At 49.5% G+C, this 15,924-nt stretch carries 17 protein-coding genes; 8 read left to right on the forward strand and 9 right to left on the reverse strand.

The features are described from left to right. Window positions 1-27 precede the first annotated feature (27 nt). Window positions 28-498 carry a hypothetical protein gene (locus ACYZZ0_RS02805; RefSeq protein WP_461535053.1) on the reverse strand — a complete coding sequence of 157 codons (471 nt, stop codon included), beginning with the start codon at window positions 496-498 and terminating at the stop codon, window positions 28-30. Window positions 499-546: 48 nt separating this feature from the next. Next, entirely contained in the window at window positions 547-1,062 is a 516-nt protein-coding gene (locus ACYZZ0_RS02810) for a hypothetical protein (protein WP_461535054.1), read from the reverse strand. A 230-nt stretch (window positions 1,063-1,292) separates the two neighbouring features. On the opposite strand from ACYZZ0_RS02810, the gene ACYZZ0_RS02815 reads away from it, so the two are divergent. Further along, window positions 1,293-2,972 carry a hypothetical protein gene (locus ACYZZ0_RS02815; RefSeq protein ID WP_461535055.1) on the forward strand — a complete coding sequence of 560 codons (1,680 nt, stop codon included), beginning with the start codon at window positions 1,293-1,295 and terminating at the stop codon, window positions 2,970-2,972. A gap of 205 nt (window positions 2,973-3,177) precedes the next feature. On the opposite strand, the gene ACYZZ0_RS02820 is transcribed toward ACYZZ0_RS02815, so the two are convergent. Continuing rightward, entirely contained in the window at window positions 3,178-4,725 is a 1,548-nt protein-coding gene (locus ACYZZ0_RS02820) for an alkaline phosphatase D family protein (RefSeq protein ID WP_461535056.1), read from the reverse strand. A 273-nt stretch (window positions 4,726-4,998) separates the two neighbouring features. Here ACYZZ0_RS02820 and ACYZZ0_RS02825 point away from each other — a divergent pair, with 273 nt between their 5' ends. The 5 genes from ACYZZ0_RS02825 to ACYZZ0_RS02845 are packed head-to-tail and all read left to right on the forward strand — an operon-like array spanning window position 4,999 to window position 7,658. Further along, window positions 4,999-5,442, forward strand: a complete 444-nt coding sequence (locus ACYZZ0_RS02825) for a hypothetical protein (protein ID WP_461535057.1) — start codon at window positions 4,999-5,001, stop codon at window positions 5,440-5,442. Between the two features lie 27 nt (window positions 5,443-5,469). Continuing rightward, window positions 5,470-6,327: a sterol desaturase family protein gene (locus ACYZZ0_RS02830; protein WP_461535058.1), complete on the forward strand. Its 858-nt coding sequence runs from the start codon at window positions 5,470-5,472 to the stop codon at window positions 6,325-6,327. A gap of 15 nt (window positions 6,328-6,342) precedes the next feature. Beyond that, entirely contained in the window at window positions 6,343-6,924 is a 582-nt protein-coding gene (locus tag ACYZZ0_RS02835; RefSeq protein WP_461535059.1) for an RNA polymerase sigma factor, read from the forward strand. Then, on the forward strand, window positions 6,924-7,244 hold the full coding sequence (locus tag ACYZZ0_RS02840) for a hypothetical protein (RefSeq protein ID WP_461535060.1): 321 nt from the start codon (window positions 6,924-6,926) through the stop codon (window positions 7,242-7,244). The genes ACYZZ0_RS02835 and ACYZZ0_RS02840 overlap by 1 nt, the downstream gene beginning before the upstream one ends. Before the next feature lie 30 nt (window positions 7,245-7,274). Next, the gene (locus tag ACYZZ0_RS02845; protein WP_461535061.1) at window positions 7,275-7,658 is read left to right on the forward strand and encodes a hypothetical protein; all 384 of its coding nucleotides are present in this window, start codon (window positions 7,275-7,277) and stop codon (window positions 7,656-7,658) included. 5 nt (window positions 7,659-7,663) lie between these two features. On the opposite strand, the gene ACYZZ0_RS02850 is transcribed toward ACYZZ0_RS02845, so the two are convergent. Beyond that, the gene (locus tag ACYZZ0_RS02850) at window positions 7,664-8,338 is read right to left on the reverse strand and encodes a LysE family translocator (RefSeq protein WP_461535062.1); all 675 of its coding nucleotides are present in this window, start codon (window positions 8,336-8,338) and stop codon (window positions 7,664-7,666) included. Window positions 8,339-8,463: 125 nt separating this feature from the next. After that, the gene (locus ACYZZ0_RS02855; RefSeq protein ID WP_461535063.1) at window positions 8,464-9,279 is read right to left on the reverse strand and encodes an AraC family transcriptional regulator; all 816 of its coding nucleotides are present in this window, start codon (window positions 9,277-9,279) and stop codon (window positions 8,464-8,466) included. Window positions 9,280-9,589: 310 nt separating this feature from the next. Between ACYZZ0_RS02855 and ACYZZ0_RS02860 the strand changes: the two genes are divergently transcribed. Both ACYZZ0_RS02860 and ACYZZ0_RS02865 read left to right on the forward strand, forming a co-directional pair. After that, the gene (locus ACYZZ0_RS02860) at window positions 9,590-12,157 is read left to right on the forward strand and encodes a hypothetical protein (RefSeq protein ID WP_461535064.1); all 2,568 of its coding nucleotides are present in this window, start codon (window positions 9,590-9,592) and stop codon (window positions 12,155-12,157) included. Window positions 12,158-12,250: 93 nt separating this feature from the next. Beyond that, window positions 12,251-12,577 carry a hypothetical protein gene (locus ACYZZ0_RS02865; protein WP_461535065.1) on the forward strand — a complete coding sequence of 109 codons (327 nt, stop codon included), beginning with the start codon at window positions 12,251-12,253 and terminating at the stop codon, window positions 12,575-12,577. 163 nt (window positions 12,578-12,740) lie between these two features. On the opposite strand, the gene ACYZZ0_RS02870 is transcribed toward ACYZZ0_RS02865, so the two are convergent. From ACYZZ0_RS02870 to ACYZZ0_RS02885, 4 genes are all read right to left on the reverse strand, one after another. Next, window positions 12,741-13,673 (reverse strand): hypothetical protein, encoded by a 933-nt coding sequence (locus tag ACYZZ0_RS02870; protein ID WP_461535066.1) that lies wholly within the window; start codon window positions 13,671-13,673, stop codon window positions 12,741-12,743. 66 nt (window positions 13,674-13,739) lie between these two features. Beyond that, entirely contained in the window at window positions 13,740-14,372 is a 633-nt protein-coding gene (locus tag ACYZZ0_RS02875; RefSeq protein ID WP_461535067.1) for a hypothetical protein, read from the reverse strand. A gap of 59 nt (window positions 14,373-14,431) precedes the next feature. Further along, complete coding sequence (locus ACYZZ0_RS02880; RefSeq protein WP_461535068.1) at window positions 14,432-14,884, reverse strand: ATP-dependent zinc protease family protein; 453 nt, start codon at window positions 14,882-14,884, stop codon at window positions 14,432-14,434. 5 nt (window positions 14,885-14,889) lie between these two features. Beyond that, window positions 14,890-15,918, reverse strand: coding sequence for a succinylglutamate desuccinylase/aspartoacylase family protein (locus ACYZZ0_RS02885; RefSeq protein WP_461535069.1), 1,029 nt, complete (start codon window positions 15,916-15,918; stop codon window positions 14,890-14,892). Between the last annotated feature and the right edge of the window lie 6 nt (window positions 15,919-15,924).

Raw genomic sequence — 15,924 nt, forward strand, 5'->3', positions numbered from 1 at the left:
TCACTAGCTGGTTGTCTCGGTATGCTTTCATATGCTCAGAACCGAGCCATCAGGGTTAAGTGCGATAATGTCTTGAGAGCCTTTAAATACAAGATTCACCTGACCGCCAAAAACGTCATCGATCGCAAGATGTATAGCACCGCCCATGTCGAGTGTCTCTGCGCCTGAGATAGCCCTGTTGATTCCATCTATATCGGCGTAGTTTGCCGTCGTCACTTCATTAACGTCGTCAATCTTGATAAACAGATAAGGCCAGTCATCCACCAGCGGGGAGTATGCTTTTATATCATCCGGCAGCCAGAAAGAGTCCCACTGAAATGCCAGGGTTACTGATCGGTCAAACGCCAGATGATGAAATAACCCTACCCAGTGCGAGTCATGCAATGTGTATTTTTTAAGAAATGAGTCCAGGTCAAGAGTGGACTTTTTGTCCCATGACAGGTCGTCTTCTATCAGCTTTTTGTAGAGCCAGTCCGGATAAAACTGTTCGTCGTCCAATTGCTGTTTCTCTTTATTTCATTCCGTGCTCTGGCTGTATCAGCCAAGTCAAATACTGGTTGGATCCACTGGCTGCCCAGCCAGTTTCAGGCCGTCAGCAGAGTAAAAGCTCTGATGGGTAAAAATAAAGCCATCATATTGACCGGCAATGTCCTTTAGCAGACCTGCAACTTTACCCTCAGGGTCATAGCCCGGCCGAATAACACAACCGAGAATATCACTGGCATTGCCAATCTGACGTACAAAGGCAGGATCGACCCGCGGATTTATAGCCTTGACCCAGTGTGTCATGCCGTTGATCTGAATATCCCGGTCACTCCAGTCATATTTGGTATGGATAGTAACCGTTACATCCGGCCATGAAATTTTGAAGGCGTGCCCTTCTTCGTCGCTGCTTTTTTCCACGCTGGCTCCGGCAGCAAGTTCACGAATCTGTATTTCAGCCGGGTTAAACCGGGATAACAGGTAGATACCGGCGTTATCACTTGCCGTAACAGTGCCACTTGCTGAGAGCACGCCTGCCAATAGTGAGACAGGTAGCAGTATCTTTCTGAGTATTGTCATGGTTTTTATGGGAATCGTTAGCATACGCCGACGCTATCGCACCTGACTGTGATTATTCAAGTAAACGTCATTTTATTTGTATCTTGCATGATCAGGCTCAAGCTCATACAGAGTTCAGTTCTGGTTGTTTATATGACGCTATACTCTTTCTGTCCGTGCAGGATTTTATTCATATATTTGTGTTAACTCGTCAGGTTTCGTGCCTGAAAACAGCAATAAGAAGCACTTATATGACTTATCAGATAAATAGCTGTCGCTTTATTCTAGCGGCTGGCCTGTTACTTTTTCTGATCGAACTTGTACTCTGTCCCAGTGCCAGCAGCTCGGATAAAACAGGAGGCACTTTTACCCTGCCCTCAGAATCCACATTCACTGAGGATGATGACAGCAGTACACAGCGTCAAGCTACGTCAAAGTCGGTCGCTACACCCACTGCAGATAGCAAAGAGACGACAGTTGAATGTACAGAGGAGTCGGTATCTACATCAATATCCGCCTCCTCCCAGGTCACAGGGGCATCGCAGCCGGAGCTGTTGAATTCACTCTCAGAGCTTTGCCTTGAGCAGCCGTTTTATGCCTTGAAACAATTGGGTCTTGATAGTCCGGGAATATATTTTACCCGTGATGGTTTTTCTCCCCTTCGTGTACCCACTGAAGACTTTCTGAAAAAGCAGCTGCTGCATTATAACAATCCTCACTATCATGAAAGACAACAACAGTGGCGGGAGCAGTTTATGAAGCTGCTGGCTCTCGACCCGTGCCTGCCCGCCAGTATACTGCCACCAGGACTGGCAACAGAAATGGATCGCTATCTGAATGATTCAGTAGCGGTCATGAAACGAACGGATCGTAAACATCTGGGCGAGCGCTGTCTGGTACTGGCTGCTTTTCAATACTGCCTTGAAACAGTGATGGACATGGCCAAAGAGCCCTGCCTGTTTTCGCTGGTCAGTCAGAAAGAAGCAGCATTGATACTGGCTATCTATAAGTCAGGTCCTGTCAGAACCCGCGAGGTTATTACCCACTTTTACCCGGCCACTGCCTCTGAATCCCCTGAGGGTAATGCTGCCAAAGGAATGCTGCTGAAAGAACTCTGCGCCATTATGTATGATCAGCTGCCTTTCTTTTGCTGGCACTATTATCAGGCGGATGAATCTTTGCGCTTTGTTAAAGAGGCCAGAACCTGTTATGCCAAAGAAATGGTATTGCGACTGAAAGCGGTTACTGCCCCTGAAGTTACCCGGGAACATCTGACCGGATTAATCCAGCTGATTGGCTGGCTGCAGCAAAGTGAATACTGTGGTCGTTTCTTCCATGAGACCGGGGATATGGAACAGGCCGCACGTAAGGTCAGGCTGGCAGGCAAGCAGCTCATGGTTAAATACCAGACAGAACTGCTTGCCTCCCCGCTTTGCCAAAAACCGTTATGGAAATCGGATGAAGAGCCGCAAAAACCTTTGAAGGGCGCATATCTTGTTCAGAACGGCCCCTTCTCATCCCCGCTGTTGAGCTATAACAGTGCTCCAGTTGTTTGTGACACAGCGGACAGCTTCAGGCAGTGCCTGGCATTCAACCCCTCCGTACAGATGATCGCTGCACTCAGAACTATCGGCGCCAGTATTGATTCCACACTCAGGGGACAGGGCATTCAACCTCAGCCACAAACCCAGTTTATGAAAGATTATTTTATGTATCTGGCAATGCGGGAATCCTGTGTTCAGGATGGTAAAATTACCGCTATTGGTGAAGCGCTGCTAGCAACCTGTAATAGTAAATTGCTGGTTAGTGGCCCCGTAGGTGATGCTATTCACTACTGGGTGGCGGCAGAATATTCTGATAGTAAAAACCGACAGGGCAATATCGCCATGATGGTTCGGCTTCTGCTTCAGAGCATCCGGGATGCCCAATAAACCTGCTTTTTTTACGGAGTGGCCTGAATACGCCTGAAGTGAGTCAGCTGTTGTACCAATAACTCTATCTTGCCTTTTTCAGCATTCAGGCCGCTATCATTGAAGGACAATCTAAAAAATAGCAGGGCCCCATTTTTCAATGAAAAAAGACCCTGCGTATACCTGAACGATATCAGATCTGTGCGACCGGTTTATCAGCCCCCATTTAATAGCTTGTCACTTCAGCCTTCTGGCCATCATAGACAACATGTACCATTGGTTTCTTTTCAGGGTTGATACAGGGTGGATTGATTGCAACAGCGTAGACATCCCATGTCACCTGCTTCTCTTCCAGTGTCAGTACAGCAAAACCATGCTGGCTACTGTCGAAATGCTTCAGGTGGTGATTCTGTATTTGCAACCACTTATGGACTGCCTCCATTAAATGTTCAAATGTGCCCAGAATACCATGCTCTTCCTTGAGGTTTGGAGAGGTGACCGAGGGTGTCATCAGTTCAAGGGCGACATGATCGGGAGACTCTGGTTCATCAGCCGGGGTAACGTAAGAAACCAGTGAGGTATGCATATCACCGGTGATAATAATAACGTTTTTAAGGCTTAGAGCTTCAATAGCCGATTTAATAAGTTTTCGTTCGTGAACGAAACCATTCCACTGATCGGAGTTATGCAGTACATCAGGAATCAGCTTGATAAGTCCGCCCAGTATCTGAAATCTGGAGAACATGGTCTGGTTGCCCCATAGCCGCCAGCAAGCATCGCTTTGTTCAAGACTTTTCAATAGCCATGTCCGCTGCTCCAACCCTAACATGGTTTTATCCGGATGATCATTATCCACCTCTTTGCCGTCACGGTAGCTACGAGTATCGGTCATTACCAGGTCAGCCATTTTTCCCAACCGCAATGATCGCTGAAGAGTGACAAAGCTATGTGGGTCGGTTGCTTCCCAGTTCACTTTTGCATTGCTGGGGTTATAGATCACCCAGGCCTTTCGTGCTGCCAGCACCAGATCAGTTTTTTGCTGTGGAGACAATCTCTGATAACGCTTGCCGGGAAGCCCCGGACAATCCAGCTTCCGGTCCCAGTAAATATTATCTGCTACTTCATGATCATCAGGAATCAGCGTGCAGGCTACAGAGGCCAGCATCTTCTGCAGCGGTTCATCACCAAGATATGAGCGGTAAATATGGCAGAAATCTTCAAACGTCATGGCAGAACGCTTTTGGCTGGGTAATGTCAGCCGGCGCAATATTTCGGCATCTTCAGAATCATACTCGGCATATTCGTAAATAAAGTCACCGTCAAAGAAAAGCAGATCGACCTCACCTTTCATTGCCATCTCCGCCACCAGATGATGGGCATTGAAGTGGCCGGTTGAATAATCCTGACAGGTCATAACCACCACTTTCAGTGGACGTATCACATCAGGCTTGGGTAATGTCCGGGTTCTGCCGGTCCGACTGGATTGCTGCTGATAGGAAAAGCGGTAGAAATACACCGTATCTGGATTCAGCCTGCCGCTCAGGTCAACATGAACCGTGTAATCCCTGTCAGGAATGACATCATGTTGTTCTGTGAACAGTATTGGATTGAAACTTTCGTTAAGAGCCACTTCAAGTGTCACCGTGTTCCCGGCGGTACACATTCCGGGATCAAGCCGGGTCCACAGTACAACACCATTATCTGAGGGATCGCCCGATCGAACGCCCAGACTAAAGGGGCCTGTGGCATAAGCACTGCTGTAAAACAGTGACATGAATAAAAAAAGAAACGCTGAACAGCGAAGAGAAAAAAGATGTTTCATGGTTCTGACCCCACGGTATAGAGCAGAAAGTAGCAGGAAGGACTGACCGTGAAGTGTAGTTAGCTTTTTGGTGGGGCATTAATCTTGATCGTCTTTTGGACGCTTGCTTCAATATTTTTTCAAAACCCGGGACTAAAAAATAATCTGTGACGTCTATAGAGATAAAAGTGATGTTTGCAAGACAAAACATTGCTTTAACTTCAACAAAGATCAGATAGGCAAACTATGACGTCAACTCGCTTCAGCCTGATTCGCCCCCTCCCAGGCCTGCTGCTGACAATATTACTGACCAATGCAGGACTGACTTCTGCTGCAGCCCCGGAGATCAGTGATGAGCAGCGGGAAAAGATCGAGCAACAATTGCAAGATACCAAAGCCCGTCTCAAGTTAACCCCGGAACAGGAAGCCAAACTGACGCCCATTCTGGAAGCCAGCAGGGAGAAGCGTATGGAGGTATTCGAAAAATACGGCTTGGGCAACAGTGGAGAAAGGAAGAAGCTCAGCTTCCGCGAAAAACGTGCGCTGGGCAAAGAGATGAAAACCCTTCGGACGGAAACCAACAAGCAAGTAAAGGAGGTGTTGAGCGAAGATCAATATAACGAATACCTGGTCATTCAGGACGAGCGCAAGCAGAAAATGCGCGAACGCATCCAGAACCGCAACAGCTGACGGAGGCAAGTAATGGAGTTGTCAGTAATGAGCGGAGGTCTCCGGTTTTTAGTGTTTCTCGGGATTTTTGTCCTGCTTGAAGCCGGCTGGTTAATACTGCAGCGTCGTCAGTCATACCCCTGGAAGCCGGCGCTGGCTTCCTTTGCGGTCGCAGCCATCAAACGGATTATTGAGGTAGCGACAGCCGGTATTGCCGCCGGTTTTATGTTCTGGGTATACAGTCATCGGTTCTGGACCATTGAAATCACCGGTCTGGCCAGTGGTTTCCTGTTTTTCCTGTTACTGGAATTCTGCTATTACTGGCATCACCGCTGGGCTCATGAAATCCGCTGGCTGTGGGCGACACACTGTGTTCATCATACCCCGGCTGATATGAATCTGTCGGTATCCGGCAGGCTGGGCTGGACCGGACTGATATCCGGCAGTGTGATCTTCTTTGCACCACTGGCATTGATCGGATTTCATCCGCTGGCGATATTCCTCGGGCTATCGGCCAGTCTGTTTTACCAGATCTGGATTCATACCGAACTGGTGGGGAAACTGGGGCCGCTCGAATGGGTGTTCAACACACCTTCCCATCACCGTGCCCATCACGGCTCCAACCGAAGGTATATCAATAAAAACTACGGTGGCGTACTGATTATCTATGACCGGATTTTCGGCACTTTTGTTGAGGAGATTGTCGATGAGAGCGAACCCGTTGTCTACGGACTGACCCGGCCTGTTAACAGCAATAATCCGTTCAGGATTGCCCTGCATGAATGGTTTAATATGGCCCGCGATCTGAATCAGGCCACCAGCTGGAAACATATTCCGGGCTATCTGTTCGGCCCGCCTGGCTGGAAGCCCGGACGCCGGCGTACCGGCCAGCAGCGACAGGCCTGATGGGAGTATTGACTGTTGCGACCGATTTCGAACAACCCGGTGACAGTAACATCAGATACTTCGGACTCTGACCTGGTGGCTGCCGTAACAGGCGGCAACCGGCAGGCTTTCCGGCTGATTGTAGAACGTTATGAAGGTGCTGTTGCCACTACCGTTATCAGTATGCTGGGCAATATTACCGAAGCGGAGGATATTGCCCAGGAAACCATGATCCAGGCCTATCGCGCCCTGCCCTCTTACAAGGGCGAGGCCAGTTTCAAGACCTGGCTCAGCCGGATTGCGGTCAACCGTTCGCTGGATGCCCTGCGACGGAAAAAACGCCGCTTTTTATGGTTTCTGAATAAAGACGACGATGATTTATTGAACGATGTACCTCAACAGCACTGCACCAATCAGCAACGGGAGCAACGGGAAGCCATTCAGCAAAGCCTGCTGCAGTTGCAACCCGAATTCAGGGCTGTCGCGGTGCTGCGACTGGTACAGGGCTATAGCACAGAAGAAGCTGCCGATATTCTGCAACTGCCAACAGGTACTGTGCTATCACGCCTGGCCCGGGCCAAAAAACAGCTGGCAGCCCAGCTGCGGGAGAGACTTTGATGAACCATGACGATGAACAGGAAAAGCAACTGCGGCAACAATTAGCCAGTCTGCAGGTGAAAGGCTTTGAAAGCGGTTTTTTTGCCGATCGGGTGATGCAGCAACTGCAACGGGAAACCGACTCAGGATTTTTATCCGGACTTCATGAAGAATTGCAGCGAATGTTTTTCCGGGTCAGCCTCCCTGCCGCCGCTTTTGCGCTGGTTCTGGGCGCTGTCAATCTGATGATTTATTCAACCCCGGATCTCACCGTCAGCGGTTTTGTCGATGCCCTGCTGGGTATCCGAGGGCTGGAATCCGATCTGCTTTTTACGATCTGAGTATAACGACTTTAAAGGCCTGATATTTTTATGCAGACACAGAAGCTGAAAACCCTGTCGATCCTGCTTGCGACCCTGTTGGTTGGAGGTTTGATCGGCGCATTACTGACCGGCGCACTGGTGCGTAACAAGCTGCAGGACGTTCGGGCGCTTGCGAGCCGCGATGGTTTTATAGCCAAAATGGAAGAGGTGATAAAGCCCGATTCACCAGAACAGCAACGTGAGGTGCAGCAGATTCTGAGCCACTACGGCACTCGAATCGAATCCATTACACAACACTCCAAAGCGCTGTTGAAACATGAAATGGACAGCATGACCACTGCATTGCAGGAAGTAGTCAGTCCGCAACAACTGGCACAGCTGGAAAAACGCAGGCAACTGTTGGGCCGGATATCCGGGCACAGCCCGGACTGAACAGCTCAAGGCAGGAGCATCCTGAATATAAAGGTTGCTCCCTGTATAACAATCACGACTCCGGCAATAGCAAATACCGTACCTGTGAAATACAGTATCCTGGTCCTTGCCTGTTGCAGCTTGTTTTGTATGGCTGCAATAGTCAGCGCCTGCGACATACCGCCAAACCACAGCAGGGAGATCATAAATATCTCCAGTGCCAGCAGGCTTTTCAGTACCAGGCTGCTGGATGGTGACACCACACTGGCCATAATACTGGCGAAATAGACGATCGCTTTAGGGTTCAGCAGGTTAGTCATATAGCCTCGAACCCAGGTAGTGGTAACCGTCTCGGAAACAGCAACTGCCGTCGTTAATCCGTTATCGGGTGCCGTGCTCTTTAGTAAGTTATGATGCGCCCTGCCCTCAATAAGTGACTGATAGCCCAGCCACAGCAGATAAAATCCGCCCAGCAATTGCAGTATCCCTTTGGCCAGCGGATATTGTTCCAGCAACAAGGTTACACCGGCCAGTACCAGTATGGCATGAGTAAGAATGCCACAGGACAGCCCGACAGCGCCCCATAATGCCTGCCGGGGTGACAGGCAGGTACTGTTACGCATCACCAGCGCTGCATCCGGCCCCGGTGAGATTACCGCCATTAAATGGGTCAGTCCGATAAATAAAAAGGGATACTCCATTATCACTACCTCGCCTTTTATCCGTTGTTGTTACGGTGGTATATGTTGTTACGATGGGATATTTCCATTGGGCCGCAGGATGACATATCAGGCTGAGGTCTGACTTGGATAAAATTGCACCGGTGTTAACGGGTGAATGAGGAAGGCGTAATACCGTATGCCTTGCGGAATACCCGGCAGAGGTGGCTCTGGTCACAAAAGCCCGAGGCATGGGCAGCTTCGCAAATAGAAGTCTTTCCACTTCGTAGCAGCTGGCGGGCATAATCAAGTCGCAACTGAACCAGCCAGGCATGGGGGGTGAAATGCATGGTCTTACGAAACTGGCGGAGCAACCGGTATTGATCCAGATCCAGCAATTTTCCGAGTTCTGTCAGGGAAATTTTTCGGTCGATATTAGCCAGACAATAATCCCTTATTATATTAACCGCCTGCGTTGATAAGCCTGAATGGTCTGACGGCAACTGAGTCGAATCAGTTCCTGAAATCAACTGCTGCATCAATTCCAGCCAGCGGCTCTGAACCCAGAGTGGATCAGCATCGGGGTTTGTCACCGTACGATGAAAGCTGACGAGGTCCTGAAACAATTGTGGGTTCTCAATAACCGGCTGGTTAAAGTTAAGTGTCGTACTACCTACTCCCCAAAGCGGCTGCAGCTGTACTGCCAGATCCGGGCTGATACCAAAGACTCTCAGTTCAAACCCATCCCGCGCCAGATCCTGCCCGTAATGCAGTTCATCTGGATTGGTCAGCGCTATCATGCCTGGCCCGAGTGAATGATTTGCTCCCTTCTGGTACTGGCGCAGGCCGCCCCGGCAGATCAGCCCGATATGGTGATCACCATGACAGTGCCGTCCGAAATCAAACTCGCGCACCTTCAGATGGCCGAGTTCAAGCCCGGGAATCAAACGGGAATGGTGATATTTGACCTGATGCTGTGGCACAGGCTGTCCTCTTGCGACTGTCAGCCTGAATATTCTAGAGAGGATGTTGTTACAGAGCTATTCGACATTGGTTGAAGCACAAAATAGTTGAATAACAAAAAAGTTTGAAGAATAACAAAACTGTGGTCATTCCCTGCAGTCATCGTGACAAGTCTGTTGCAAGCACAGCAACCCGTTACCTTTTGGTAGAAATAGTGTTGTCAGACTCTTTCATTTATTCAATAAGTTATCTTGTATTCAGTAATAGCTTTGATGTGTCTATATCTGCCCTTCAGGGAGAAAGGTCAATATAACAGCCCGGAGGCTGAGTATGCGTCACAAGATACAACCGGGACTTCAGGTACTTTTGTCGCTGGTGCTGCTATTGCCGGTTAGCCGGGGGTATGCAGAGCATGACTATGACTCAATCGAAGTAATGATTCCCCGCTGGTTATATGTTGTTACCCTGCCAGATTCTACCGGCAAGATGGCCTGCTCCCATATACAGCTGAACAGTATGTCCGGAAGCCCCGATAATCTCTCATTTCATTATCTGGGCCATGCTGCGGGCAAGGGAAATACGCTGAAGTACTATCCGATCAGAAAGACAGATGACTATCTGCTTGATCCGGCCAAAGTCATTATGATTTTTGCTAATCGGCAACAGGATAGCCGTACAGAAGGTTTCTATCTGATAACCAGCTACCCGGCGAAAATTATGGATGTACTGTTCGGAAGTGCAGCCAAAGAACCTGCTCCTGTAACTAAAGGAAGTCTAGGAGCCTGCCCGGTTTTTTTTGCGTTTGCTTTTCGTTGTATACCATCAGAGGGTAGACCGGCATATTGGCTGGCCGATACATTTTTAACCAAAGAAGCTCGTCAACAGAGGCGAACGATTGCTGCTCTGGAAAAATCCTGGCTGGTAAGACTGACTCAGGCGCTGATAACCGAATGCACTGTCGATGAATTTCTGAAGTGCCCCGCTGGCTGTAGTTCTGTGCCTGTGATTATGGTTCAGGGCCGGATTGACACTAACCTTGACTGCACCTTCAAGTTTACGGCAGCGCTGGTTGCCTCAGGTGCCGGACTGGAGCCAAGCCCGGGAGGTGATGGTTGTGTCTTTCTGGTTGCAGACTCGCGGTCGGGATTTCGCTTGCAAAAATTCAACACCACTTCTGGTGAGTTTGAAGCCTTTTCCGATAAGTCGTTTCATTTGCCAAATGCACCCTGGTTTAATGCACCGTTTTATATAACAGGCTGGCACAATCCACCGAAACCACGTTACAACAAACCAGGTGCAAACCTGGGCTCAACTGATTTTGCATGGAAGCCGGTTTGCAGACCGCAGGAATATCTTGCTTACAAACCCGCCGACACAACTACCGACCCTTTTTCAACAAGTAGAACACTGTCTTCCAGCCTGCCTGTGAGCAGTACTCGAAGGGCTCCCATTGATGAAGCAATCTATACCGAGCCTGGAACCAATGGCCCGCAATTCAGCCTGCGAATACAACCCGGGCCGCCCCTGAATAGCCATTTACATTACGAGCCAGTGAGCCCTCCACCCGGCCCGGTGCGTGTTGGCTCTGTGTCCCGGAACCTGGCGCATTCTGTTCCGATTAGCACTAACTGTGCTTATAACCGCACAAGCGGTTTATGGGATTATCGTTTAAGTACAGCTCTTGGTTCGCGCTCGAGCATAATGAGCAATTCTTCGGGATCTCCTCTACGGTTTACCAAAGATCGAAGTGACTCCGACTCTTCAGGCTACACTTCTCCAGGTCATAATGGTTTTCCTGCTCCGGGATACTCTGCAGAGTTTTCGGCCGTTGTTGAACATGCGGTGTTGCATAATAATGAAGCTGTCTTCAGTTCCGGCGCTGAACAGTGCCATGTAGAGCTGTGTTTGCAGGAAGCAAAAATGTTACTGAAGACTTATATGGAAATTATTGCACATGCATTCAACAAGAAACCCATTGAAGGGCCTTGCCAGACTATCACCAAAAATCACATGCCGGACAAGTTGAAACTTCTTCCGGGGCAGGTGATAAAAATGGGGGAACCGAGAAACCAGCAAACCGCTGCCTATCAGGATTTCAATGATAAAATAAGGCCATATCGTCCGGGGTACATCTCGGAGTACTGTCAATATTGTCAGCCCGGAAATAAGGAATATACCAGATCAGGCATGGGGCATTTTGCAGGTCGATGTTTTACCCAGTGCCAACTGGATGACTGCCGGGGGCTTGATAGCTCAGGCTCAGGGACAGAGCTTGTATTTAGTTGTGAGTATGACAGTCAGGGACTGATCAGCTCACCCTCCATGACCTCCTCCATGACCTCCTCCATGTTACCGCCAATCTCATATGATGTTGCGATTGCCCAATTTACCTCGATTGTACGGCATGCGCTGTTTCATCTGGACGAGATGCTGTTTGTCGCGGGATGTGATGAGCAGCATGTTGCTCTGGTGGCGCAGTATGCCGGCATTGTGCTGAAACAGCATATTGAAGTAGTGCAGCAGATGTCTGGCAAAAAATTGCCATCACGTATGAAGAACTTTCCGAAACTTCAGAGACAACTGGAGGAATTGGGACAGCAACCTTTTCTGGATCGACAGACCTTTGAAAGCCTCAGGAAAGCATTGGTCGCAGATCATCCTCCTTTTGTATCCCGGGTATGCTTGTATTGCAGGCCGGATAATCGTCAGTTTACCGACAAAGGCATCAGCTACTTTGCCCGGCAGCTGCTTGAAGCCCAACAGGATGAGCATGACTATGTGAGGCATAGACCTGTACTGGAAAAAAATCCTGTACTGAAAAATAGTCCTGTACTGAAAAAAGACACTAACCCATTGTTACTGTGCAAGGAAAACCTACGACGGCAAATCAGGTTGTAATCAGCAATTCATTCACGGGTAAAAGCCCTTCGCAACGCTATGAAAATCAGCCCGGAAACTGTTACGGTAAACAGACCATAACAGGACATTGATATGACCGAAACGCCTGAAGCCCTGAGTCTTAAAGCAGTTACGCACCTGCTGGATAAATGGCAACTGTCGCCAGAACAGAAAACCGGTATTCTGCCACTGGAGCAGGATGATACGTATGAACGTGTTGCCCTGCTGCTGTCTATTCATCGCAGTTTACGACTGCTGTATCCCCATAACCCGGAGTTGCTTTACGGCTGGCCAATGATGCAGAGTAAAGAGCACGACGGGCTGAGCCCGCTGGATATTATGCTGGATGAAGGTCTGGCGGGTATTCGTATGATTGCCAGCAGTTTGGAACATAGTTTGGAACATAGTCTGCAACGTTAATATTATGCGCCCTCCCCTGTTTCTCCCTGCTTTTTCGCTAGCCGCGGGGCTCAAGAGGATTGCGCATGGTCTGGGTAAGATAACCTTTCAGATCTTCCATTGCTGTATCACGGCGAGCCAGTGACTGCTCTACCCCGGTAAGGTAAGACTGATGACTGAAACCCTAGGCACGCCGGGGTTTGACACAGGAAAAACTGAGTCCGGCACTGCTGCGGTGTGGCGCATAGCCCGCCATTCTCAAGCCGGTCAGTTCCCGCATCAATACTGCGGGATAAGGCTGGCCTGCCGGCCAGAACAGTTCCGGTTCTGCATCAATTAATCCGACGACATCAGCATCACTGTTTTTACCCGCCAAAGCCGGTAGCGCCAGTTCAAACTGGCTGTCACCATGCACACCGCCAAGGATAAAGGCGTCATTAAGCATTAATGACCAGCCGCGGTCACACAGTACACTGCCGGGGCCCAGTAACTGGTTATGGGGTTCATCTGGATGAGAGCGGGATTTTCTTCTCTTTTGGGTGCCTTCCCAGGCCAGCTGTTCCGTCACGCCGTGCTCAGTGCCGTGTACAGAGGTATAACCAAAATTACAGACCAGTACACCATCGAGCCGAATATCACTCTTGCCCAGTAGCAGCAGGCCAAGATCGTTATCTCTGGCGGCCTGATACATCAACCAGGCTTTCTGGATTTCATCGTCCCGGGCTGCAGGCTGATACCCGGGTAACTGATGTTTGCTTTGATAATCCGGCAGGCAGAGTTTCAGGGCTTTACTGTAATCCGGCTGGTTATAACTGCAGTGAAGTTTGCGTTCATCATCTCTGACAGGTGGAGGATTAACTGCCATCCGGAGAACAATAGCCAGCCGCTTCCATTGCTCAAGCGACTGTGAGGAGGGTGTGACACTGATATTTCTTTTTTCCAGCGGCTCTTGCGACGCCTTTGCTTCAGGCTCAGAACGCGCCCCGGCAACATAACCGGGCTGATCCTGCTCGCTCTTCTGCCCACCATCATGCCCTGCCCCGGCTGCTGCCTGCCCCTGAGGCTCAGACCCTGAAGTATTGCGGTGGCTGCCTGACGGTATCCTGAATGGCATCATTCATCCCTGTGACATGACATTCTAAGTATAGATCAGGCACCTTTTTGCCAATCCTGCTGAGTACTATCAACCCTGCTGGCTATAAACGTCGCCAACAAACAGCGAGACCTGATTTACAAACTGGCGAATAGCATCGTTCTTTGAGCCCGCAACGGTCAGCTTTGAACGACTCTTGATATCCACTTCCCGGGTATAAATCCTGAAACCTTTCCTGATCTCGATACTGGCCCGCAGTAGCAGTGCTGAACCTTTGATACCATCGTCAACCATTCCGGCTTCAGAGAAATAGACTCGAAGCGAATTTAGTGAATCACTTTCCCGAGTCAGCTCAACGCGGGATTTTTCAAAGCTTTCAAACACCGACAGATAGAGGTTCATCTGATCCGTTTCATCAAAACGATAGGTATGGCTGACCGGAATGTAAGCGCCAGAGCTGGCAATAGTCGTTTCCTGACTGTCAGTCAGTGTCGTCGCCGGATAGATAAACCCCGGCAGATAGATGGCCGGTACGGTTTCAGGCAACTGCAGCTCAACGGTTTGTACTTCACTGGAAACAAACAGCCCCCGGTCCGGATCATAAAGGGCGCAGCCACTGAACATGGATACTAACAGTGACAGGATGATGATATGGCGCTTTTGCATGGACTGTTCTTTATTCTGCTGGATATCTCGAGGCAACCAATATACCAGACTTTCCACTTAACTTTGCTGAGAGGAAAAGGTAACGCTGAGATAACGAACCAACAAGCACCGGAAAATCAGGCCTTACTCATTACAAACGTACGTGAAGGATCGACTAAAACAAGGTTACCCATCCCCTCCCTGCCGAGCAGCATCAGATAGGTCATATCGGAGCGATTGGTCAGAGTGATATCGATAAGCCATGAAAAGCCGCCAATTTTAAAAGCAGTATTGATCACATATCGCTTTTCTGAAATGCCATTGGAAGACTTGATTGTTCTGATATCTTTTACCGGCGCCTTGCACTGCACAATATCATTCACATTGTGAATATGCGGATGAATATCAAACTTGACCCAGGGTTTGCCGGCCTTTTTGAAGGGGCTCAGGTTGTCGACATGCAGAGATGATGTTTTTGCGCCGGTATCGATGCGTACTTCAAGATCAGTAATAAGCAGGTCGGGTAAATCGCAGATTTCAACGCAACCAATAATGATCTTGTCATCTGACGGTTTTCTGGCTTCATCCATGACGTTTACTCCAGCACTGACTCATCAGTTTGCAGTGTTTCCTGCATGGTTTCTATATCCTCGGCAATATCATCATCCGGTTCTGAAAAAAAGGCGATATGGAACATGGCTTCTCCCTCCTGAATCAGGGGAATATTCTGCTTGCCAATGATAATCCCCGACCGTGTTGCCCGAACGGTTTCGATAGTTTCACCCAGTGGACTGCCAATGGTGGCGAGGGGCGTTCCCTTTTCAACCTGGTCGCCCAGCTGTTGCAGACTGTTGACAATACCGCTGGCACTGGCCCTGATCCAGGCACTGTTATTGGCAATATAAGGGGTAAAGGATTTCAGCTTGCGCCTTGATCTGACCATGCCCAGCTGCGCCAGTACATTAACGACACCATGCACCCCGGCACGAATCGCAACTTCATCAAACCTCAGGGCTTCACCGCCCTCATAGAGTAGAATCCGGGTATTGGACTCAACTGCAGCCTGTCGCAATGAGTTGTCCCGAATATTGGCATTCAGCAATACCGGAACCCCAAAGGCCTGAGCCAGCGCCAGAGTTTCCTTATCCTGTAGATTGGCGCGAACCTGGGGCAGATTTGAACGATGAATAGCGCCGGTATGCAGATCGATCCCGTAATCACAGTGGCTGACAATTTCAGTCAGAAACATATCGGCCAGTCGCCCGGCCAGCGAGCCTTTGGCTGATCCCGGAAAACTGCGGTTGAGATCGCGGCGGTCGGGCATATAACGGCTCTGATTAAGGACGCCATACACATTGACCATCGGTACCAGAATCAATGTTCCGGCAGAGACTTTAAAGGATTTCAGTTTTATCAATCGGCGGATAATCTCGACGCCGTTCAGTTCATCCCCATGCACCGCCGCAGAGACAAAAACAGTCGGGCCGGGCTTGCGGCTGCGAATAACATGCACCGGCACCGAAAACTCGGTATCGGTATACAGCTTTGCCACGGCGATTCGAATTTGTCGGGTTTGTCCTGCCTTGACAGCAAAGCCTCCTATTTCAAGATCTGCTATTGCCATCTTTGC

The organism is Spongorhabdus nitratireducens (assembly GCA_947387575.1).
In the GTDB taxonomy this organism is placed as follows: Bacteria; Pseudomonadota; Gammaproteobacteria; order Pseudomonadales; family Endozoicomonadaceae; genus CANDOC01.

Excerpts from the sequence above, each read along its gene's own strand:
- ACYZZ0_RS02810 (WP_461535054.1), bottom strand. The coding sequence starts at position 1,062 with ATGACAATACTCAGAAAGATACTGCTACCTGTCTCACTATTGGCAGGC.
- ACYZZ0_RS02815 (WP_461535055.1), top strand. The coding sequence starts at position 1,293 with ATGACTTATCAGATAAATAGCTGTCGCTTTATTCTAGCGGCTGGCCTG.
- ACYZZ0_RS02820 (WP_461535056.1), bottom strand. The coding sequence starts at position 4,725 with ATGTCACTGTTTTACAGCAGTGCTTATGCCACAGGCCCCTTTAGTCTG.
- ACYZZ0_RS02825 (WP_461535057.1), top strand. The coding sequence starts at position 4,999 with ATGACGTCAACTCGCTTCAGCCTGATTCGCCCCCTCCCAGGCCTGCTG.
- ACYZZ0_RS02830 (WP_461535058.1), top strand. The coding sequence starts at position 5,470 with ATGAGCGGAGGTCTCCGGTTTTTAGTGTTTCTCGGGATTTTTGTCCTG.
- ACYZZ0_RS02840 (WP_461535060.1), top strand. The coding sequence starts at position 6,924 with ATGAACCATGACGATGAACAGGAAAAGCAACTGCGGCAACAATTAGCC.
- ACYZZ0_RS02845 (WP_461535061.1), top strand. The coding sequence starts at position 7,275 with ATGCAGACACAGAAGCTGAAAACCCTGTCGATCCTGCTTGCGACCCTG.
- ACYZZ0_RS02850 (WP_461535062.1), bottom strand. The coding sequence starts at position 8,338 with ATGGAGTATCCCTTTTTATTTATCGGACTGACCCATTTAATGGCGGTA.
- ACYZZ0_RS02860 (WP_461535064.1), top strand. The coding sequence starts at position 9,590 with ATGCGTCACAAGATACAACCGGGACTTCAGGTACTTTTGTCGCTGGTG.
- ACYZZ0_RS02865 (WP_461535065.1), top strand. The coding sequence starts at position 12,251 with ATGACCGAAACGCCTGAAGCCCTGAGTCTTAAAGCAGTTACGCACCTG.
- ACYZZ0_RS02870 (WP_461535066.1), bottom strand. The coding sequence starts at position 13,673 with ATGATGCCATTCAGGATACCGTCAGGCAGCCACCGCAATACTTCAGGG.
- ACYZZ0_RS02880 (WP_461535068.1), bottom strand. The coding sequence starts at position 14,884 with ATGGATGAAGCCAGAAAACCGTCAGATGACAAGATCATTATTGGTTGC.
- ACYZZ0_RS02885 (WP_461535069.1), bottom strand. The coding sequence starts at position 15,918 with ATGGCAATAGCAGATCTTGAAATAGGAGGCTTTGCTGTCAAGGCAGGA.